The sequence below is a fragment of the Actinobaculum sp. oral taxon 183 str. F0552 genome (genome assembly GCF_000466165.1).
GTDB lineage: Bacteria > Actinomycetota > Actinomycetes > Actinomycetales > Actinomycetaceae > Peptidiphaga.
This window is the reverse complement of sequence record NZ_KE951461.1, coordinates 51,294-69,523: the sequence shown is the minus strand read 5'-3', so window position 1 is coordinate 69,523 and position 18,230 is coordinate 51,294. Positions and strand designations below refer to the sequence as shown.

Here is an 18,230-nt window from a genome sequence, read left to right as displayed (position 1 = left end):
GGTTCTCGCCTGGCGAGCCTTGCCGAACGGATGGGGGTCTCGTGGTGACCTCGGCGGTCACTTGGCCTTCTCGATGATTTCGACCACGCGGAAGTGCTTGGTGGCGCTCAGCGGGCGAGTCTCCATAATGCGGACGAGGTCGCCGACGCGCACTTCGTTGTTCTCATCGTGGGCTTTGACGCGCTTCGTATGGGTGACGACCTTGCCGTACAGCGGGTGCTTGCGGCGGTCCTCCACCTCCACCACGACGGTCTTGTCCATCTTGTCGCTGACCACGTAGCCGCGCTGGACCTTGCGGTGATTGCGGACGGGAGCGCCGGTGCTGTTGTCGCTCAACTTCTACCTCACTTCTCAGTCGTGGGCGCGGTGCGGATATTGAGCTCGCGCTCACGTTTGACCGTGTAGATGCGAGCGATGTCGCGGCGGACCTCCTTGAGGCGCCCGGTGTCCTCGAGGCGATGGGTGACCGCCGAGAAACGGAGGTTGAAGAGCTCCTCCTTGGATTCCTTGAGCTTCTCGAGGAGCTCGGCGTCGGTCATGGCGTCGAGCTCCTCCGTCGAGATTCCCTTGGCCATCATTCACCGTCCTCTCGGGTGACGAAACGGGTCTTCATCGGCAGCTTGTGCATGGCGCGCAGCATGGCCTCGCGGGCGAGGCCGACGTCGACGCCGTCCATCTCGAACATGACGCGGCCGGGCTTGACGTTGGCGACCCAGGTCTCCACCGGGCCCTTGCCCGAGCCCATGCGCAGGCCGAGGGCCTTCTTCGTCAGGGGGCGGTCCGGGAAGATGTTGATCCAGATCTTGCCGCCGCGCTTGACGTGACGGGTCATGGCGATACGGGCCGCCTCGATCTGGCGGTTCGTCACGTAGGCCGGCTCCAGGGCCTGAATGCCGTACGAGCCGAAGGCCAGCTGGTTGCCGCCTTTGGACATGCCGGTCCGGCCGGGACGGTGCTGCTTGCGCCACTTGGTGCGACGGGGTATCAGCATGGGTCAGGCCTCCGATCCTGTGGTTGCGGTTCCCGAGGAGGCGGTCGCGGCCTGGGCATGCTGCTGGTTGTGCTGGCCGCCGCGATTGCCGCGCCCGCGTCCGCGGCGGTCTCCGCGGCCGCGTCCGCGAGGAGCCTCGGCGAGCGTGCGGTAGTACTCGGCGTCGGTGACGTCGCCGCGGTAGATCCACACTTTCACGCCGATGCGGCCGAAGGTCGTGCGCGCCTCGTAGAACCCGTAGTCGATGTTCGCGCGGAGCGTGTGCAGGGGCACGCGGCCCTCGCGGTAGAACTCCGAGCGGGACATCTCGGCGCCGCCCAGACGACCCGAGCACTGCACCCGGATGCCCCTGGCGCCCGCGCGCTCGGCGGACTGGATGCCCTTGCGCATGGCGCGCCGGGAGGAGACGCGCGAGGCGATCTGCTCGGCGATGCCCTGCGCGACGAGCTGGGCGTCGGCTTCGGGGTTCTTGACCTCGAGGATGTTGAGCTGGATCGACTTGCCCGTCAGCTTCTCCAGATCGGCGCGCAGGCGGTCGGCCTCCGCGCCGCGACGGCCGATGACGATGCCGGGCCGGGCCGTGTGGATGTCCACGATGACGCGCTCGGCGCGCCGCTCGATGTTGACGCGCGAGATCCCCGCGCGGTCGAGCGTCTTCTCGATCATCCTGCGGATCTGGATGTCCTCCTGGACGAAGTCGGCGTATCGCTGACCGGCCTTGGGCGAGTCGGCGAACCACTTCGAGCGGTGGTTCGTGGTGATTCCGAGTCGGAACCCGGTCGGGTTGACCTTCTGCCCCACTATCGGGTCCTCCTCTTCTTTGCCTTGTTCTTCACTGCGGCGACGTCGTCGCCGACGATGACGGTGATGTGGCTCGTGCGCTTGAGGATGCGGTTCGCGCGTCCCTGCGCACGAGGCTGGATGCGCTTCATCGTCGGCCCCTCGTCGACGTAGGCCGCCTGGATGAACAGGTCGTCCTCGTTGAAACGCTCGCCGAGCTCGTCCGCGCTGTAACGGGCGTTGGCGATAGCCGAATCGACGATCTTCCGGACGGTCTCAGCCGCCCCCTGGGGTGCGTAGCGCAGCACGTCGACGGCCTCCAGGGCGCGCCTGCCGCGGATGACGTCCACGACGCGGCGGGCCTTCTGGGGCGTGACGCGCACGAATCGCGCCTGCGCCTTGGCTTCCATGTTCCTGCCTTACTCTCTGTGCTCGTCGGACGGCCCCTCAGCGGCGCCGGCCCTTACGGTCGTCCTTCTCGTGCCCGCGGAACGTGCGGGTCGGGGCGAACTCGCCGAGCTTGTGGCCGACCATCGACTCGGTGATGAACACCGGAACGTGCTTGCGGCCGTCGTGCACGGCAAAGGTATGGCCCAGGAAGTCGGGGGTGATGACCGACCGACGCGACCAGGTCTTGATGACGTTCTTCGTGCCCTTCTCGTTCTGCTCGTCGACCTTCTTCTGGAGGTGATCGTCGACGAAGGGCCCCTTCTTCAGACTACGCGGCATTCAGCTCATCCTCTCTCAGCGCTTGTTGCCGGTCTTGCGACGGCGCACTATGAGCTTGTCGCTGGCCTTCTTGGGACGGCGGGTGCGGCCTTCGGGCTTGCCCCACGGGCTGACCGGATGGCGGCCTCCCGACGTCTTGCCCTCGCCACCGCCGTGGGGGTGGTCCACCGGGTTCATGACCACGCCGCGGACGGTCGGGCGGACGCCCTTCCAGCGCATGCGGCCTGCCTTGCCCCAGCTGATGTTCGACTGCTCGGCGTTGCCGACCTCGCCGACGCTCGCGCGGCAGCGCGCGTCCACGTTGCGGATCTCGCCGGAAGGCATGCGCAGCTGCGCATACTTGCCCTCGCGGGCCACGAGCTGTACGGAGGCTCCGGCGGAGCGCCCGATCTTCGCCCCGCCGAGGGGGCGGAGTTCGACGCAGTACACGGTGGTTCCGACGGGGATGTTCCTCAGCGGAAGGTTGTTGCCGGGCTTGATGTCCGCCGCCGGGCCGTTCTCCACCGTGTCGCCCTGACGGAGGTTCTTCGGAGCGACGATGTAGCGCTTCTCGCCGTCGACGTAGTGGAGCAGGGCGATGCGGGCCGTGCGGTTCGGGTCGTACTCGATGTGCGCGACCTTGGCGGGCACGCCGTCCTTGTCCCAGCGACGGAAGTCGATGAGCCGGTACTGGCGCTTGTGGCCGCCGCCCCTGTGCCTGGTCGTGATGCGGCCGGTGTTGTTGCGGCCGCCGGTCTTGTGCAGCGGGCGCAGCAACGACTTCTCCGGCGTCGACCGAGTGATCTCGGCGAAATCGGCGACGCTCGCACCGCGACGGCCGGGGGTCGTCGGCTTGTACTTACGAATTCCCATGGGTTTCGATCCTCAGTCTTTCCGTCAGCCGTAGATGTCGATGGTTCCCTCGCGCAGCGTGACGATCGCGCGCTTGGTGTCCTTGCGGCGGCCGACGCCATCGCGGGTCCGGCGAGTCTTGCCCTGGCGGTTCTGGGTGTTGACCGACGCGACTTTCACGTCGAAGACGGCCTCGACGGCCTGCTTGATCTCCGTCTTGCTGGCCCGCGGGTCGACGAGGAAGACGTACTTGCCCTCGTCCTCCAGGCGGGCCGACTTCTCGGACGCCACCGGTTGAAGGATGACGTCGTGCGGATCCCTGTTCCAGAAACTCGCTGCCTCGGTCATTTCTCCTCCTTGCCGTTCTTCGAGACGAACTCCGCGAGGGCCGACTCGGTGAAGACGACGTCGTCGGCGACGAGGACGTCGTAGCTGTTGAGCTGGTCGGCGTAGACGACGCTGGCCTCCACCGCGTTGCGCAGCGAGAGGACGGTCAGGTCGTCGCCGCGGGAGACGGCCACGAGGGCCGAGCGATCGTCGATCACCTTGCGCAGAAGCCCCAGCGCCGCGGAGGTTGAGGGCCTGGCCCCCTCGACGAAGGCCGTGACGACGTGGACGCGGCCCGCCCGCGCGCGGTCCGACAGAGACTGGCGCAGTGCCGCGGCGATCATCTTCTTCGGGGTGCGCTGCGAGTAGTCCCGCGGTTGCGGACCGTGCACGGTGCCGCCGCCGGTGAACTGCGGCGCGCGGATCGAGCCTTGGCGGGCCCGGCCGGTGCCCTTCTGCTTGAAGGGCTTGCGGCCGCCGCCGGAGACCTGCCCGCGCGTCTTGGTGGCGTGGGTTCCCTGGCGGGCCGCGGCCAACTGGGCGGTGACGACCTGGTGGATGAGGGGGATGTTGGCGTCGACGTCGAAGAGCTCGGCGGGCAGGTCGGCGCTGCCGGCCACCGCGCCTTCGGCGTCGAGGACGTCAACCTTGAGGGACTGCGGCATGGTCAGGCTCCCTTCACGGCGGTGCGGACCACGACCGTGCCACCCTTGTTGCCCGGGATGGCTCCGGCGACGAGGAGGATTCCCTTCTCGGCGTCGACGGCGTGGATGGAAAGATTCATGACGGTCACGCGGTCGGATCCCATGCGGCCGGCCATGCGCAGGCCGCGGAAGACGCGCGAGGGGGTGGCGCAGGCGCCGATGGAGCCGGGCTTGCGGTGGTTGCGGTGCGCGCCGTGGGAGGCGGAGACGCCGCCGAAGCCGTGGCGCTTCATGACGCCGGCGAAGCCCTTGCCCTTGGACGTGCCGATGACGTCGACCTTCTGGCCCGCCTCGAACAGGTCGGCGGTGAGCTCCTGACCGAGCTCGTATTCGGAGGCGTCGGGCGTGCGGACCTCGGCGAGCCTGCGGCGGGGTGCGACGCCGGCCTTGTCGAAGTGGCCCTGGAGGGGCTTCGTGACGTTCTTGGTCTTCAGCTCGCCGGAGGCCAGCTGGACGGCCGAGTAGCCGTCGGTCTCGGGGGTGCGGATCTGGGTCACGACGTTCGTGCCGACGCGAACGACGGTGATGGGAACGAGGCGTCCCGACTCATCCCACAGCTGGGTCATCCCCAGTTTGGTGCCGAGCAGCGCCTTGACGGGCGCGCCGACGGCGGCTTGCTTGGAGTTCATGGTGCGTTGTTACCTCAGAGCTTGATTTCCACGTTGACGTCCGCCGGAAGATCGAGACGGCGAAGCGTGTCGATGGTCTTCAGGGTCGGATCGACGATGTCGATGAGCCGCTTGTGGGTGCGCATCTCGAAGTGCTCGCGGCTGTCCTTGTACTTGTGGGGTGAGCGAATGACGCAGAAGACGTTCTTCTCGGTCGGGAGCGGCACAGGGCCGACAACCGTCGCTCCGGTGCGCGTCACTTCGTCGACAAGCTTCTTGGCCGCACTGTCAATGACCTCATGGTCGTATGACTTGAGCCGGATGCGGATTTTCTGTCCAGCCATGCCGTCGTTACCTCTTTTCTACCTCGGCGATCGCCGGTCCCCGCATCCGGGCGTGTCGCGCCTGCCGCAGCGATCCCAAGCCCATATTGCAGATTTCGACGAACCCTTGTGAAACGCCGGGCGATGTCCTTCCCGGCGAAGTTCCTGGCCCGGTCCTGCCGGGCAACTTGTTTAGTTTGCCAGAATTCGCACTGCCGCGGCAAGTCGGCCTGCTCAACAGTGGCAGGCGTGACATCCAGACCCGGCCCGCTCAGGGCCGCAGATGCAGGGAGGCGATGTCCGACTCCGTGCCCAGAAGGACGTCGAAACGGCTGCGATCGCCCCGGTGATGGGCGATGAAGGTTTCGACGGGCACCCCGTCCGCGTCCCGCAGCGTCGAGCGCATCCGCAGGATCGGCGCGCCCACGTCGCCGTCGAGCGCCGCGGCGACGTCTTCGCTCGCGGGCACGGCCTCGATGCTCCGCGAAGCCTGGCCGAAGGCGATGCCGTGCACGTCGGTCAGGCACTGGTAGAGGGAGCTCGACGTGAAGTCCTCTTTCTCGATTCCCGGCACGCGGCCGGCGGGAATCCACGTGATCGTGTGGGCCCACGGCTCGCCGTCGACGCGCCGGATGCGTTCGAGCACGAATCCGGGAGAGCCCGCGGGCACTTCGAGGATCGCGGCCGCGTGCTCGTCCATCGGCGCGATCTCCTGGCGCAGGATCTCGCTCTTCAGCGTGTGCCCCTGGCTGCGCGCGTGGGCGAAGAGCCCCTGGAGCGAGAGGGCGAGGCCGTGGTCGATCTTCGCCGGGGCGAGGAACGTCCCCTTGCCCTTGACCCGGTGGAGGACCCCCTCGCTCTCGAGTTCGGCCATCGCCTGTCGGACGACGCTCCGCGACACTCCGTACCGATCGCCCACCTCGCGATCGGACCACAGCCGATCCCCTTCGTTCAAGCCGTCCCGCGCGATCCTCGTCCGCAGGATCCGCTTGAGCTGGTGATAGTACGGCAGGACGGATTCCTGGTCGATCGCGTCGGCATCGTCCGCCTCTCCCGATCCGGCGTTCATGCTCCCATGATAACGCGCCCTCCCCGCCCGTCCCCGTCTCCCGGGCCGGGCGTCCGCAGACCCTTCCGTTCAGTGAGACGCAACGGCGAACCTCTTGTCCGGTTGTCCGTACAGGTGTATGGTGGGCGAAACGAAACCAGGTCTCACGCAAGGGACAGTGGCAACGACGCCACACGTCACAGGAGGTTTCCATGACCATTCGCATAGGCGTGATCGGGACGGGCCGTGCGGGCCTCATCCACGCCAGGGCATTCCAAGGGCACATCCCGGCAGCGCGGCTCACGGCGATCTGCGACCCGGGCCCCGAGGCGCTCTCGGCGGCGCGCAGCCGGCTCGGCGGCGTCGCGGGCTTCGCCGACTACCGCGAGCTCCTGGCCGCGGACGTCGACGCCGTCGTCATCGCCACGCCGACGAAGTACCACCGGCAGATCGCCGTCGACGCCGCAGCGGCGGGCAAGCACGTCCTGTGCGAGAAGCCCATGGCGATCAGCGAAGACGAGTGCCGCGACATGATCGAGGCCGCCGAGCGCGCCGCGGTCAAGCTCCAGATAGGATTCATGCGCCGCTTCGACGCGGGGCACGTCCACGCCAAGCGGCTCGTCGAGGACGGCGCGATCGGCGAGGTCGTCGCCGTCAAGTCCCTGACCCACGGCCCGAGCGTCCCCCACCCGTGGATGTACGACCTCAAAGCCAGCAACGGCCCCCTCGCCGAGGTCTCCAGCCACGACATCGACGCGATCCGCTGGCTCAGCGGCTCCGAGGTGGTCGACCTTCAGGCCTTCGCCGGCAACTACCGCTGCCCCGACGCGCGGGCGGAGTTCCCCGACTTCTACGACACCGTGATGGTCAACGCGCGCTTCGCCAACGGCGCGCTCGGCCACGTCGACGGCGCGCACGGGGTCCGATATGGCTACGACAACAGGGTGGAGATACACGGCACCCACGGCCGCATCGACATCGGGGACGTCTCGGCCGACCGAGTCGTCGTCCACGAGGAGACAGGGCGCTCCAGCCGGGACATCGTGGCCTCCTGGCGCGACCTCTACCGCGAGGCCTACATCGCCGAGGATCGGGCCTTCGCCCAGGCGATCGCCGAGGGGACGCCCGTGCGCGTGTCGGGCGAGGACGGACTCGCCGCGGTGCGGATCGTCTGCGCGGGGAACGCGTCCATAGCCAGCGGAGCGATCCAGCGTCTGACTCCCCCGCAATGACGCGGGGACACCGAGGGAAGGATACAGTCATGGCCAACGACGGCTACGTCATAGGAATAGACATGGGCACCGGATCCGCCAGAGCCGGCGTGTTCGACGCCCGCGGCCGCCAGGTCGGCTTCGGAACGGCCGCCTGGACGACCGCCTATCCGCAACCCGGATGGGCCGAACAGGACCCGCATGAATGGTGGAGGCAGACCGTCGCGGCGGTGCGCGCCGCCGTCGCCGACTCGAGCGTCGACCCGGCGGAGGTGCGCGCCGTCTCCATGGACGCGACGTCGTGCACCGTCGTCTGCCTCGACGGCGAGGACGAGGTCGTCCGCCCGGCGATACTGTGGATGGACGTCCGCTCGGTCGAGGAGGCCGAAGAGGTCCACGCGACGGGGGACCCCGCGCTCCGCCTGTGCGGTCAGGGGCCCGTCTCCGCGGAGTGGGGCCTGCCGAAGGCGCTGTGGGTGAAGAAGAACGAGCCGGAGGCCTTCGCCCGCACGGCCACGATCTGCGACGAGACCGACTGGCTCGTCCACAGACTGACCGGACGCTGGACGATGTCCGTCTCCCATGCGGCGGGCAAGTACTTCTACGACGAGGAGTACGGCGGGTGGCCGGTCTCGCTCTATCGGAGGCTCGACGCCCTGGACATCCTCGAACGCTACCCCACGCGCATCACCCAGGTCGGAGACGTCGTCGGCCCGCTTCTGCCCGACGTCGCGCGGGAGTTCGGCCTCCCCGAGGGCGTCGCCGTGGTCGAGGGCGGGATCGACGCGTACATGGGCGCCATCGGCCTGGGCGTGGCGGCCCCCGGGCGCCTGGCCCTGATCACCGGATCGAGCCACGTCATCACCGGCCAGCTGGCCGAACCCGTCTACACGAAGGGCCTGTGGGGCTCCTACACGAACGCCACCGTCCCCGGGTACTACACGATCGACGGCGGTCAGGTCTCCACCGGGGTCCTGGTCGAATGGTTCTTGAAGAACTTGGCCGGGGCCTCCCGGGCGGAGGCCGCGCAGACGGGCGAGAACATCTACGACATCCTCACCCGCGAGGCGGGCAGGGTGCCGATCGGCTGCGACGGCCTGCTCTCGCTCGACCACTTCCAGGGCAACCGCGCCCCGCATTTCGACGGGCGTTCGCGCGGCATGTTCTGGGGTCTGACCCTGCATCACACCGAAGCCCACATGTTCCGAGCCATCCTCGAGGGCATCTGCTTCGGCACCGAGGCCATCTTCGAGGCGATGCGCGCCCAGGGCGTGCCGGTCGAGGAGATCATCGTCTCCGGGGGCGCGACGAAGAACAGGCTGTGGCTGCAGATGCACGCGGACGTCTCCAACGTCCCGCTCATCCTCACCGACGTGACTGAGGGGCCTGCGCTCGGCTCGGCCATGGTCGCCGCCGTCGGCGCAGGGTGGTACGAGGACATCCCCGCCGCCTCCCTGGCCATGACGAAGGTCAGCGACGTCATCCAGCCCGACCCGCAGGCCCATGAGGAATACATGTTCAACTACCAGGCGTACAAGGACTCCTACGAGAGCATGAAGGACCTCATGGCTCGTGTGACCGACCACTACAGCAGTTAGGGTGACGGCATGTCTTCGCAGCGCGTTCTTCGGGCCCTGGCGTCCGCCACGGACACCAAGCGAATCGTGATCGGCCGCGACGTCCTTCAGGCGGCGGGCGAGGTGTTCGCGGAAACCGTCGGCGGCGCCGGAACGGCTGTCGTCGTCGCCGACGAGACGACCTGGCGGCTCGCGGGGCCGGCCGTCGCCGCCTCCCTGCGGGCGCACGGCGTCGATCTCGCCGACCCGCTGGTCTTTCCGAGCCGTCCGCCGGTGTACGCCGGGTACGAGAACGTCTCCCGCGTCCGCGAGCGCCTCCGGTCTACCGGCGCCGCCGCCTGCTCGATCGGCTCCGGCACGATCTCGGACCTGACCAAGCTGGCCTCCGGCGAGCTCGCGCGTCCCTACGTCCACGTCTGCACCGCCGCGTCGATGGACGGGTACGCCGCCTTCGGCGCGGCCATCACGAAGGACGGGTTCAAGATCACGCGCACCTGCCCCGCGCCCGCGGGGATCGTGGCCGACCTGGACGTCATGGCGACGGCGCCCGGGCGGATGCTGGCCAACGGCTACGCCGACCTCATCGAGAAGTATCCGGGCGGCGCCGACTGGATCGTGGCCGACGCCCTCGGGATCGAGGCGATCGATCCCGAGGCGTGGAACCTGGTCCAGGGCCCGCTCGACGAGGCGATGTCGCGTCCGCAGGCCCTGGCGGCGGGCGATCCCGACGCCTTCGAGGCGCTCGTGGTCGAGATCATGCTCTCGGGGCTGGCGATCCAGGCCCACCAATCCTCGCGCCCCGGATCGGGCGCGGGGCACAACTTCTCCCACCAGTGGGAGATGGAGGGCTACGGGCTGGACTGGCCCCTGCCCCTGTCCCACGGGGCCAAGGTAGGGCTGGGGGCGATTGCGATCGCGGCCGTGTACGACGCCGTGATCGACGCCGACTTCTCGGCCGTCGACCCCGACGCCGTCGTGGAGGGATGGCCGACCCCGGAGCAGAACGAGGCGCGCGTGCGCGCCCTGCAGGATATCCCCGCGATAGCGGACGCCGCCGTCGCGCAGTCCGATGGGAAGTACATCCCCCGCGGGCAGGTGCGCGAACACGTCCTCGCGATCCAGCGGGTCTGGCCGGGTTTGCGGGCGCGCCTGCGGGAGCAGGTCCCGACGGCGGCGCGCACGCGCGACATGCTCAGGGCGGCCGGCGCCGTCCACCATCCGGCGCAGGTCGGCATCTCCCTGGACAAGCTGCGCCGCACCTATTACCAAGCGCAGACGATCCGCAGCCGGTACACGGTGCTCGACGTGCTCTTCGCCACGGGGCTGCTGCACTCCGTCGTCGACTCGCTGTTCGAGCCGGGCGGTTTCTGGGCCGAGGAGGCCGTGCCGGACGGGGGGCATCGCACCCTGAGCGCACACCGCCCGACGATCGAACGAAACGAAGAGGTGACGCGATGACCATCACTGCAGCCGGGCTCTCCCGGCTGATCGACCACACGCTCCTGTCCCCCGACGCGTCGAAGGAGCAGTTCGCCGCACTGTGCGGGGACGCCGTCGAGTACGGTTTCGCGATGGTGGCGGTCAACCCCTACCCGGTGGCGCTGTGCGCCGAGCTCGTGAAGGGAACGTCCGTTCACGTCGGCGCGGCGATCGCCTTCCCGCTCGGTCAGACGACGATCCGGGACAAGGTGTCCGAGACAGCGCGGGCGATCGGCGACGGCGCCGACGAGATCGACTACGTCGTCAACCTCGTCGAGCTCAAGGACGGCAACCTCTCCTACGTCCGCGAGGAGATGGAGAGGATCGTCGCCGTGTGCCGCGAGGCGGGAGCCGTCTCGAAGGTCATTTTCGAGAACTGCTATCTCGACGAGGAGGAGAAGCGGGCCCTCGCCGGAATCGCCGCGGAGGTCCGGCCCGACTTCGTGAAGACCTCGACTGGTTTCGGCCCCGGGGGCGCCACCCTCGACGACGTCAAGCTCATGAAGGACGTCGTCGGCGACGGAGTGGGGGTCAAGGCCGCCGGAGGCATCCGCGACCTCGACGCGGCCCTGGCGTTCCTGGATGCGGGCGCCACTCGGCTCGGAACCTCGCGGGGCCCCTCGCTGGTCGACCAGCTCCGCGCGCGCTCGCAGGGCTGACGGCTGGAGACTGGCGGAGCCGGGCCTGCCCGGGACCGCGGCCCTCAGGCGCCGGCGACGCGGTGAGCCTGCAGTCTCCCGCGGATCGGCGCGACGAATACGGCCTCCAGGGTGAAGGTCACGGCCGTCATGACGACGGCGTAGGCGAAGATCTGCGGGGTTTCGATGTTGATCTGGGCGAGCCGGATCGCGCCTCCCATGCCCGAGGCTGTGGACAGGAGCTCGGCCATGACGGAGACGCGGATCGATTGGCCCAGCGCGACCGTCGCGGCGGCGAGCACGGGCACCGCGACCATCGGGAACGTCACCCGCCAGGCCGTCTTCATCCGGCCGAGACCGAAGATCCTGGCCATCTCGACGAGGTCGGTGTCGATGGCCCGCACGGCCGAGGCCGTCGCCGTCGTCAGCAGGGGCGTCGTCACGATCGCGACGACGAAGACGACGACGGCGCTGTTGCCTTCGAACCACACGATGCCGATGATGACGAAGATGACGGCGGGCGTGGAGAGGAGGATCTGGAGGAGGCTCCGGCATAGCCAGTCCAGGTGGAGCGACTTCCCGATGGCCGACCCCCATGCCACTCCCCCGACGATCGCGATGGCCAGGCCGGTCAGCGCCCGCCCGATCGTCTGGCCGAGGGCCGACCAGAAGTCCGAAGTGGAGAGGATGCTCCCCAGGGCGCGTGCGGTTTTGTCCGGGCCGGGCAGCATGTACTCCTGCTGGCCGCCGGCCAGGTAGGCCCAGATCGCGACGCAGGCGCATGCGCCGAGGAAGACCCACCAGGCCCGCTCGGCCTTGTGGAGCAGGCTGCGCCGCCTCCTCTCCGGGCCGTTCCGCCTCGGAGAGGCGCGTCGGGCGGTGCCCCGTCCGACGCGCCCGTCCTCCCCGGATGCAGGCGCGGCCACGGCCGGCTCACTTGGCGTAGAACTTGGCATTGGGCAGTTTGCCGCCGTAGATGGCCGGGTTGCCCTCGCCGATGCGCTTGAGGAAGTCCTCGTATTCGGACCGGGTCTGGGCGGCGGGGGCCATGTCGAGTTGGAGGCGCGGAATCACCTGTTTGACCACGCCGACGGGGAGCTTGTAGTGGTCGGCGATCTTCTGGAGGGTCTGCTCGTCGCCTGCGTTGGCTTTGGCGATCGTGGCCGCGACTTCCTTGCGAACCGCGGGGATCAGGGCGGGGTTGGCGTCGGCGACTTTGCCGGGGACGACCAGGCCGGCCATGGGGAACCGCGCTTTCTTGCCCGTCGCCTTGGCCCACTCCTCCTGGAGGTTCAAGGCCCGCGTGACCGTCTTGCCCTGCTGGGCGAGCTTCGTCTCCGCGAGGGTCGCCGCGTGTTCGGGCAGGATGGCGTACTCGGCCCTGCCGGTCGCCAGGAGTTGGATGGCCTGCTGGCCGTCCTGGGCCTGGACGACCTCGATGTCGGATTTGCTCAGTCCGTTCTTCTTCAGCAGGTAGGAGAAGACCAGGTCGGGCATGTTCCCGGGCATCGTCACCGCGACCTTCTTGCCCTTCAGGGACTTCCAGTCCCCGGTCGGCGCGCCCGAGGGGCCGAGCACGTACAGCATCCCCCACACGACGGGGCCGACGAACCTGACGTCCACGCCCTTGTTGTAGAGATTGGCGGCGACGTAGGCGGGCGTCGCGGCGACTTCGGCTTCGTTCTTCATGAGCGAGGACTTCAGCTGCTCGAGGCTGTCCCAGTTCTTCACGCTCACCTTCGAGGAGAAGGACTTCAGGTTTCCCTCCGTCCCGAAGCCTGTCATGGGAGCGCCGAAGGCCATCGTCGTGGGGACGATGGCCCGGATCTGCTCCATCTTCACGGGGGCGGCCGAGGAGGCGCCCTTCGTCTCCTGGGATGTGAAGCTGCCGGCGCATGCCGTCAGGGCCATGGCGCAGGCGGCTATGACGGCCGTGAGGCGTTTGGTGAACATGTGACTCCTTCGTTGTGGATGCGTGAGGCGGCCGCGCTAGTCGATGCGCCAGCCGCCGGGAGGGCCGTCGAGGTGGAGACGCGTCGAGGAGATCGCGTCGAGTTCGCCCGGATCGTGGGAGACCCACACCGTGACGAGGTCGGACTGGGCGACGATGGCCCTCAGGTCGTCGCGCAGTGCGCGCGCCAGCGGTTTGTCGAGCGCGGAGAACGGTTCGTCGACCAGCAGCAGCGCTGGATCGGTCGCCATGGCGCGGGCTATCGCGACCCTCTGGCGCATCCCGCCCGACATCTGCGCGGGATAGAGGTCCATGGCGTCGGCCAGGCCCACCCGTTCCAGCCATTCTTCGGCGACGAAGAGCTTGCCGGCCGTGTCGGGGGCGAGCGTGAGCTCGACGTTCTTCCGCGCGCTGAGCCAGGGCAGCAGGCGCGGTTCTTGGAAGACGAAGGCCGTTCGGCCTTCGGGGCGGATGACGCTCCCGGCGTAGTCGTGCGTGATTCCGGCCATGATGCGCAGCAGGGTCGTCTTGCCCGCCCCGGACGCCCCGGAGACGCCGAGGATCCGCCCCGGCCCGACCGCCAGGGTCAGGCAGTCGATGAGGTGGAGCGAGCGCCGGTACACGTCGACGTCGAGGAGCACGAGGTCCGCGCTCTGCGTGATCTCGGCGGCGGGCGCTTGCCCGACGCCGCGCTCCATCCCGCTCATGCGGCGGGTCTGCGGGCTACGAAGCCGACCGCGTTCATGTTGTCGCGGTGCTTGCGGAAGACTGCGCGCATCGCGCGGATCCTCTCGCGGGCCGCTCTGTTGCGCAAGACGTTCCATCCGAACCGGAGGGCGCCGAACAGGCCCTCGTCGGACACGAGCCGTTTGGACTCCAGGAGGGCCATCGGGTTGGAGTCGGCGTAGTCGATCTCGAACCCGGCTTCGCGCAGGAGCCTCTGCCAGTTCGCGCTGGTCAGCGGCCGCGCCCCGACCTTGATCGTGCGCGACAGCGCACGGGAGACTTCGGCGACGACTTCCTCGGGGACGTCGTCGGGGCGGAATCCGAGTTCGTGGATCGCGTACCGTCCGCCGGGGGCGAGGATCCGGAAGGCTTCGCGCATGATGGCGAGCTTGTCCTGGTCGGACTGCATCGTCAGCAGGGCCTCGCCGACGACGAGGTCCGCGCAGGCGTCGGGAAGCCCGGTCTGCCTGGCGTCGGCGGTCTGGAGCCGGGCCTGCGGGTGGGCCTTGAGCACTTCGAGCAGCTGCGGCGCCCCCTGGGAGTTCTTCGGGTCCACCCCGGTGTACTGCCGTGGTTCGACGGCTAGGAGGATTTCGGCGGTCCGCCCCACTCCCGGGCCGAATTCGACGATGCGATCCTCGCTCGTGGGATCGGCCTCGGCGATGACCCGCCTGGTCAGTTCGATGCCGCCGGGGCGCAGCACCCTCTTGCCCATCTTGGCCAGGAGCCAGTGCCCCTGGAGCCGCTTCTCAGCGGGGCCCGAGCGGCTTCCGCGAGCGGGCGCTCCGTCCTTCGCGTCCCCCTCCCGGGTGTCCCTCCCGGGAGGGTCGCTGCGTCCGTCTCCCTTCGTCTCGGGTAGAGTCTTCTGGTCGTCGCTCGGCGTCTCCTCGGGCTGGGACGGGCTCATTCCCCACCGTCCTCGCCCTCGACGGCGTGCCTCGACTTGGAGACGTCGACCAGTGTGAGGGCCATGTGGCAGGGCTCGAGCGCTTCGAGCGCGTGGCGGGCGCCCGGGGCGAGGTAGACGACGTCGCCTGCGACGATGTCCTTCGTCTCGCCGTTGACGGTGAATCGCATCCTTCCGCTCATCTGCTGGACGACGACGGCGCGGGGCGAGGAATGCTCCGTGAGGACCTGGCCGGCGTCGAAGCTGAAGACGACGTGCCGCAGCACCTCGTTGTTGACGACCACCCGCGATGTCGTGGCGGCCTCCAAGATCGGCAGTTTGTCGAAAATACCCGTGAAGAAATCCGATTGTGCGACGGGCGTTGTAGGCATCCTTGCTCCCATTGATTTACATAAGGGCCGTGTTGCGTAAACCATCTTATCCCGTCTCGGACGGGCGATCCGACCCCCGGGAAGTGACTATGGCCACGAGAGGGGTGGACCGCCGTCCCCGTCCGTTCGCCGCCGCGTTCTCCGCATCGACGGCTGCGGCGACAGGGCGCCGGAGTACAGTGGGGACAGCCCGGCCCGAAGCCGGGCGAGCGGGCACGGTCCCCGCGGCATCCGGCGCGGCCCGGGGATACGCGTTAGCAGCGGCGTTGAGGCGCCGAGGAGCGGAGAGACGGATGCATGGACGCTTCGAACACCGATGACGAGATGAGCGCGGCGCGGGGACGACGGGCCGCCCGTCCCCCGTCCCTGCCCAAAGCTTTGAGGAATTGGGCGACACTGCAAGGCGACGACGCCTCCGATTGCAAGGTGGTCCTACACCGCTCCAATGGCATCAGAATCGCTGCAGTTCTCATGCTCACCGTCTGTGCGGCATGGGCTGCCTATGGGATGTCGAAGTGGGTCAGCCGTTTCCCGACCGACCTCGATCCGCTCGAGGGCTTCTCGCTCCTCGTCTTGCTCGGTGTGCCGGGGATCTGGGCGGCTAATGCACTGCGGCGCCGAACCGTCCTGAGCGAAGACGGCGTCGAGATGCGGCGGCTGCTGTTCACCGAGCGGCGGCCGTGGACGTCGGTTCTTTCGAGGTTCGAACTGTCGACGATTGAAATGAAAGGCGAAGCAGCAGAAGGTCGTATCGATCGGACTCGGATCGTATTGGTGAATGGCGCCTCGGATGACGTCATCCGGTTGCCCGGTTGCCTTATCGGTTCCAGTGTTTCCAAGAACTCACGAACGAGGGGAAGATCCGCCCTCTACGGCTTGAAGTACTTCATATCCCGGCGGAAGTGGAATGCCTTCGATGTGAAGGATATAAAGCCGGACATCGGACTGCTGCAGGCGCGCCTAAACCATGGGGGCGAGAAGATGGCCGACAAGGCGCGACTGACCTTCTTCACACCGATGTGGCGCAGAATGAAGGAAGGTCTCTGCGATCGCGAGCTGTTTTGCATCTGCATGGGGGCATTATGCCTTTTGGCTTTTTCTCTGGACTCATCGGACATCGATTCTGAAAGCCGGAATGCAGCCGTTGAAGGGATTCTCTTGCTTTCCGGCGGCGCCCTCATCGCGTATCCGGCGTATAAGAGCCGCACATGCTTTCGACGGGTGGTTGTCACCCCTGAGGGGATTCGCACCGCAGGCAGGAGCTTCCCATGGCCCGCGTCCCGCTCAAGCCTGTTCGTAGCCGGAGACAGGATCTTCCTCGCCGATCGTCAAGGGCGGCCCGTCGCTTTGGACGGCGCCGGCGTGGCGTTGGGCGGGTTCCAGCGAAGGCAGGAGAAACTCGTTGCGCGGTGCGAGGCCATCTGGTACTGGGGCGTGGCCCATGGCGCGACCCGAGAGAGCGGCCGCTACGTTCCGCTGACGGATGCGGACATGCAGCGGGAACGCGAGATATTCGAGAAACGCTCCGGGATAACGGCGCCTTCGACGGCATAGGGCTCCCTCGCGTTCAACGCGTGAGCTCTACCCGGCTCGTCGACTGAGCGCCGCGAACCGCTCGGTTCCCGCACGGACCGCTGCGGGGCCCGCAGTTCCGCGGCCGTCTGCCCCCAACGTCCTGCCGCCGGCGGCGAGCCGACGAGGGAGGGCCCGCCGCTCAAGGCGGCGGGCCCTCCCGTTCAGCGGCTCAACAGGTCACTTGAGGATCTTGATGACGCGGCCGGAGCCGACGGTGTGGCCGCCTTCGCGGATGGCGAAGCCGAGGCCCTCTTCCATGGCGATCGGCTGGATGAGCTCGACGGTCATCTCGGTGTTGTCGCCGGGCATGACCATCTCGGTGCCCTCGGGCAGGGTGATGATACCGGTGACGTCGGTGGTCCGGAAGTAGAACTGCGGACGGTAGTTGGAGAAGAAGGGGTTGTGGCGTCCGCCCTCTTCCTTCTTCAGCACGTAGACCTGGGCCTCGAACTGGGTGTGCGGGGTGATCGTGCCGGGCTTGGCGACGACCTGGCCGCGCTCGACCTCCTCTCGCTTAGTGCCGCGCAGGAGCAGACCGCAGTTCTCGCCGGCCTCGGCGTAGTCCATCTGCTTGTGGAACATCTCGATGCCGGTGACGGTGGTCTTCTGGGTCGGGCGGATGCCGAGGATCTCGACTTCCTCATTCAGCTTGAGCTGACCGCGCTCGACGCGGCCGGTCACGACGGTGCCGCGGCCGGTGATCGTGAAGACGTCCTCGATGGGCATGAGGAACGGCCTGTCGAGGTCGCGGATCGGATCCGGGAAGTAGGTGTCGATCTGATCGATGAGCTGCTCGACGGCGGCCGTCCACTCGGCGTCGCCCTCGAGCGCCTTGAGCGCGGAGACGCGGATGACGGGGATGTTGTCGCCGTCGTACTCCTGGGAGGAGAGGAGATCGCGGACCTCCATCTCGACGAGCTCGAGGAGCTCCTCGTCCTCGACCATGTCGGCCTTGTTGAGGGCGACGATGAGGTCGGGCACGCCCACCTGGCGGGCGAGCAGCACGTGCTCGCGGGTCTGGGCCATCGGGCCGTCGGTCGCCGCGACCACGAGGATGGCGCCGTCCATCTGGGCCGCGCCGGTGATCATGTTCTTGATGTAGTCGGCGTGGCCGGGCGCGTCGACGTGGGCGTAGTGACGCTTGTCCGTCTGGTACTCCACGTGGGCGACGTTGATGGTGATGCCGCGCTGGCGCTCCTCGGGAGCGTTGTCGACTTCGTCGAACGGAGTGAACTCGTTCAGCTCCGGGTACTTGTCGGCCAGAACCTTGGTGATGGCCGCGGTCAGCGTCGTCTTACCATGGTCGACGTGACCGATCGTACCGATGTTCATGTGCGGCTTGGACTTGTCGTACTTGGCCTTTGCCACTTGGGGCCCTCCTGGGACTCTAGATTGACTTTCAGGTGAGTGAGATGCGGGAAAGCATCAGACCCGGCCTATGTGTCTTATGGTCG

23 protein-coding genes are annotated in these 18,230 nt (G+C 68.0%); 5 read left to right on the top strand and 18 right to left on the bottom strand.

Annotated elements, in window-relative coordinates:
* Positions 1-57: 57 nt before the first annotated feature.
* The 12 genes from rpsQ to HMPREF0043_RS08505 form a co-directional block, all read right to left on the bottom strand.
* Complete coding sequence (rpsQ, locus tag HMPREF0043_RS08560; RefSeq protein ID WP_021602647.1) at positions 58-336, bottom strand: 30S ribosomal protein S17; 279 nt, start codon at positions 334-336, stop codon at positions 58-60.
* An 8-nt stretch (positions 337-344) separates the two neighbouring features.
* Positions 345-578 carry a 50S ribosomal protein L29 gene (gene rpmC / locus HMPREF0043_RS08555; protein WP_021602646.1) on the bottom strand — a complete coding sequence of 78 codons (234 nt, stop codon included), beginning with the start codon at positions 576-578 and terminating at the stop codon, positions 345-347.
* A complete protein-coding gene (gene rplP / locus HMPREF0043_RS08550; protein ID WP_021602645.1) occupies positions 575-991 on the bottom strand; it encodes a 50S ribosomal protein L16 in 417 nt (138 codons plus the stop codon). Before rplP ends, rpmC begins: the two co-directional genes overlap by 4 nt.
* A gap of 3 nt (positions 992-994) precedes the next feature.
* A complete protein-coding gene (rpsC, locus tag HMPREF0043_RS08545; protein WP_021602644.1) occupies positions 995-1,792 on the bottom strand; it encodes a 30S ribosomal protein S3 in 798 nt (265 codons plus the stop codon).
* A complete protein-coding gene (gene rplV / locus HMPREF0043_RS08540) occupies positions 1,792-2,181 on the bottom strand; it encodes a 50S ribosomal protein L22 (RefSeq protein ID WP_021602643.1) in 390 nt (129 codons plus the stop codon). Before rplV ends, rpsC begins: the two co-directional genes overlap by 1 nt.
* A gap of 37 nt (positions 2,182-2,218) precedes the next feature.
* Positions 2,219-2,500 carry a 30S ribosomal protein S19 gene (rpsS, locus tag HMPREF0043_RS08535; protein WP_021602642.1) on the bottom strand — a complete coding sequence of 94 codons (282 nt, stop codon included), beginning with the start codon at positions 2,498-2,500 and terminating at the stop codon, positions 2,219-2,221.
* 15 nt (positions 2,501-2,515) lie between these two features.
* Positions 2,516-3,352, bottom strand: a complete 837-nt coding sequence (rplB, locus tag HMPREF0043_RS08530) for a 50S ribosomal protein L2 (protein ID WP_021602641.1) — start codon at positions 3,350-3,352, stop codon at positions 2,516-2,518.
* 24 nt (positions 3,353-3,376) lie between these two features.
* A complete protein-coding gene (gene rplW / locus HMPREF0043_RS08525; RefSeq protein ID WP_021602640.1) occupies positions 3,377-3,679 on the bottom strand; it encodes a 50S ribosomal protein L23 in 303 nt (100 codons plus the stop codon).
* Complete coding sequence (gene rplD / locus HMPREF0043_RS08520; RefSeq protein WP_021602639.1) at positions 3,676-4,323, bottom strand: 50S ribosomal protein L4; 648 nt, start codon at positions 4,321-4,323, stop codon at positions 3,676-3,678. Before rplD ends, rplW begins: the two co-directional genes overlap by 4 nt.
* A 2-nt stretch (positions 4,324-4,325) precedes the next feature.
* Positions 4,326-4,991, bottom strand: coding sequence for a 50S ribosomal protein L3 (rplC, locus tag HMPREF0043_RS08515; RefSeq protein ID WP_021602638.1), 666 nt, complete (start codon positions 4,989-4,991; stop codon positions 4,326-4,328).
* Positions 4,992-5,005: 14 nt separating this feature from the next.
* Positions 5,006-5,314 carry a 30S ribosomal protein S10 gene (gene rpsJ / locus HMPREF0043_RS08510; RefSeq protein WP_021602637.1) on the bottom strand — a complete coding sequence of 103 codons (309 nt, stop codon included), beginning with the start codon at positions 5,312-5,314 and terminating at the stop codon, positions 5,006-5,008.
* 250 nt (positions 5,315-5,564) lie between these two features.
* The gene (locus HMPREF0043_RS08505) at positions 5,565-6,362 is read right to left on the bottom strand and encodes a GntR family transcriptional regulator (RefSeq protein WP_021602636.1); all 798 of its coding nucleotides are present in this window, start codon (positions 6,360-6,362) and stop codon (positions 5,565-5,567) included.
* A 191-nt stretch (positions 6,363-6,553) separates the two neighbouring features.
* On the opposite strand from HMPREF0043_RS08505, the gene HMPREF0043_RS08500 reads away from it, so the two are divergent.
* Genes HMPREF0043_RS08500 through deoC form a run of 4 tightly spaced genes read left to right on the top strand, consistent with a single transcriptional unit; the run spans position 6,554 to position 11,267 of the window.
* The gene (locus HMPREF0043_RS08500; RefSeq protein ID WP_021602635.1) at positions 6,554-7,573 is read left to right on the top strand and encodes a Gfo/Idh/MocA family oxidoreductase; all 1,020 of its coding nucleotides are present in this window, start codon (positions 6,554-6,556) and stop codon (positions 7,571-7,573) included.
* A 29-nt stretch (positions 7,574-7,602) separates the two neighbouring features.
* Positions 7,603-9,150, top strand: coding sequence for an FGGY-family carbohydrate kinase (locus HMPREF0043_RS08495; protein WP_021602634.1), 1,548 nt, complete (start codon positions 7,603-7,605; stop codon positions 9,148-9,150).
* Positions 9,151-9,159: 9 nt separating this feature from the next.
* The gene (locus HMPREF0043_RS08490) at positions 9,160-10,587 is read left to right on the top strand and encodes a sn-glycerol-1-phosphate dehydrogenase (protein WP_021602633.1); all 1,428 of its coding nucleotides are present in this window, start codon (positions 9,160-9,162) and stop codon (positions 10,585-10,587) included.
* On the top strand, positions 10,584-11,267 hold the full coding sequence (deoC, locus tag HMPREF0043_RS08485) for a deoxyribose-phosphate aldolase (RefSeq protein ID WP_021602632.1): 684 nt from the start codon (positions 10,584-10,586) through the stop codon (positions 11,265-11,267). Before HMPREF0043_RS08490 ends, deoC begins: the two co-directional genes overlap by 4 nt.
* 44 nt (positions 11,268-11,311) lie before the next feature.
* Here deoC and HMPREF0043_RS08480 read toward each other — a convergent pair whose 3' ends face one another.
* The 5 genes from HMPREF0043_RS08480 to HMPREF0043_RS08460 are packed head-to-tail and all read right to left on the bottom strand — an operon-like array spanning position 11,312 to position 15,201.
* Positions 11,312-12,172 carry an ABC transporter permease gene (locus HMPREF0043_RS08480; RefSeq protein WP_021602631.1) on the bottom strand — a complete coding sequence of 287 codons (861 nt, stop codon included), beginning with the start codon at positions 12,170-12,172 and terminating at the stop codon, positions 11,312-11,314.
* A 7-nt stretch (positions 12,173-12,179) separates the two neighbouring features.
* Entirely contained in the window at positions 12,180-13,199 is a 1,020-nt protein-coding gene (locus tag HMPREF0043_RS08475; protein WP_040318205.1) for an ABC transporter substrate-binding protein, read from the bottom strand.
* A gap of 36 nt (positions 13,200-13,235) precedes the next feature.
* Positions 13,236-13,904, bottom strand: coding sequence for an ATP-binding cassette domain-containing protein (locus HMPREF0043_RS08470; protein ID WP_021602628.1), 669 nt, complete (start codon positions 13,902-13,904; stop codon positions 13,236-13,238).
* Positions 13,901-14,830: a class I SAM-dependent methyltransferase gene (locus HMPREF0043_RS08465; protein WP_021602627.1), complete on the bottom strand. Its 930-nt coding sequence runs from the start codon at positions 14,828-14,830 to the stop codon at positions 13,901-13,903. The genes HMPREF0043_RS08470 and HMPREF0043_RS08465 overlap by 4 nt, the downstream gene beginning before the upstream one ends.
* Positions 14,827-15,201: a cupin domain-containing protein gene (locus HMPREF0043_RS08460; RefSeq protein ID WP_021602626.1), complete on the bottom strand. Its 375-nt coding sequence runs from the start codon at positions 15,199-15,201 to the stop codon at positions 14,827-14,829. Before HMPREF0043_RS08460 ends, HMPREF0043_RS08465 begins: the two co-directional genes overlap by 4 nt.
* A gap of 297 nt (positions 15,202-15,498) precedes the next feature.
* On the opposite strand from HMPREF0043_RS08460, the gene HMPREF0043_RS08455 reads away from it, so the two are divergent.
* On the top strand, positions 15,499-16,755 hold the full coding sequence (locus tag HMPREF0043_RS08455; protein WP_232206095.1) for a hypothetical protein: 1,257 nt from the start codon (positions 15,499-15,501) through the stop codon (positions 16,753-16,755).
* Between the two features lie 198 nt (positions 16,756-16,953).
* Here HMPREF0043_RS08455 and tuf read toward each other — a convergent pair whose 3' ends face one another.
* The gene (gene tuf / locus HMPREF0043_RS08450; protein ID WP_021602624.1) at positions 16,954-18,144 is read right to left on the bottom strand and encodes an elongation factor Tu; all 1,191 of its coding nucleotides are present in this window, start codon (positions 18,142-18,144) and stop codon (positions 16,954-16,956) included.
* Positions 18,145-18,230: the final 86 nt, after the last annotated feature.

Coding starts and splice junctions, on each gene's coding strand:
- HMPREF0043_RS08490 (WP_021602633.1), top strand. CDS start 9,160: ATGTCTTCGCAGCGCGTTCTTCGGGCCCTGGCGTCCGCCACGGACACC.
- rplV (WP_021602643.1), bottom strand. CDS start 2,181: ATGGAAGCCAAGGCGCAGGCGCGATTCGTGCGCGTCACGCCCCAGAAG.
- rpsJ (WP_021602637.1), bottom strand. CDS start 5,314: ATGGCTGGACAGAAAATCCGCATCCGGCTCAAGTCATACGACCATGAG.
- HMPREF0043_RS08460 (WP_021602626.1), bottom strand. CDS start 15,201: ATGCCTACAACGCCCGTCGCACAATCGGATTTCTTCACGGGTATTTTC.
- rplD (WP_021602639.1), bottom strand. CDS start 4,323: ATGCCGCAGTCCCTCAAGGTTGACGTCCTCGACGCCGAAGGCGCGGTG.
- rplB (WP_021602641.1), bottom strand. CDS start 3,352: ATGGGAATTCGTAAGTACAAGCCGACGACCCCCGGCCGTCGCGGTGCG.
- HMPREF0043_RS08475 (WP_040318205.1), bottom strand. CDS start 13,199: ATGTTCACCAAACGCCTCACGGCCGTCATAGCCGCCTGCGCCATGGCC.
- rpsS (WP_021602642.1), bottom strand. CDS start 2,500: ATGCCGCGTAGTCTGAAGAAGGGGCCCTTCGTCGACGATCACCTCCAG.
- rplP (WP_021602645.1), bottom strand. CDS start 991: ATGCTGATACCCCGTCGCACCAAGTGGCGCAAGCAGCACCGTCCCGGC.
- deoC (WP_021602632.1), top strand. CDS start 10,584: ATGACCATCACTGCAGCCGGGCTCTCCCGGCTGATCGACCACACGCTC.
- HMPREF0043_RS08465 (WP_021602627.1), bottom strand. CDS start 14,830: ATGAGCCCGTCCCAGCCCGAGGAGACGCCGAGCGACGACCAGAAGACT.
- HMPREF0043_RS08505 (WP_021602636.1), bottom strand. CDS start 6,362: ATGAACGCCGGATCGGGAGAGGCGGACGATGCCGACGCGATCGACCAG.
- rplW (WP_021602640.1), bottom strand. CDS start 3,679: ATGACCGAGGCAGCGAGTTTCTGGAACAGGGATCCGCACGACGTCATC.
- rpmC (WP_021602646.1), bottom strand. CDS start 578: ATGATGGCCAAGGGAATCTCGACGGAGGAGCTCGACGCCATGACCGAC.
- HMPREF0043_RS08500 (WP_021602635.1), top strand. CDS start 6,554: ATGACCATTCGCATAGGCGTGATCGGGACGGGCCGTGCGGGCCTCATC.
- HMPREF0043_RS08455 (WP_232206095.1), top strand. CDS start 15,499: ATGGACGCTTCGAACACCGATGACGAGATGAGCGCGGCGCGGGGACGA.
- HMPREF0043_RS08470 (WP_021602628.1), bottom strand. CDS start 13,904: ATGAGCGGGATGGAGCGCGGCGTCGGGCAAGCGCCCGCCGCCGAGATC.
- rplC (WP_021602638.1), bottom strand. CDS start 4,991: ATGAACTCCAAGCAAGCCGCCGTCGGCGCGCCCGTCAAGGCGCTGCTC.
- HMPREF0043_RS08495 (WP_021602634.1), top strand. CDS start 7,603: ATGGCCAACGACGGCTACGTCATAGGAATAGACATGGGCACCGGATCC.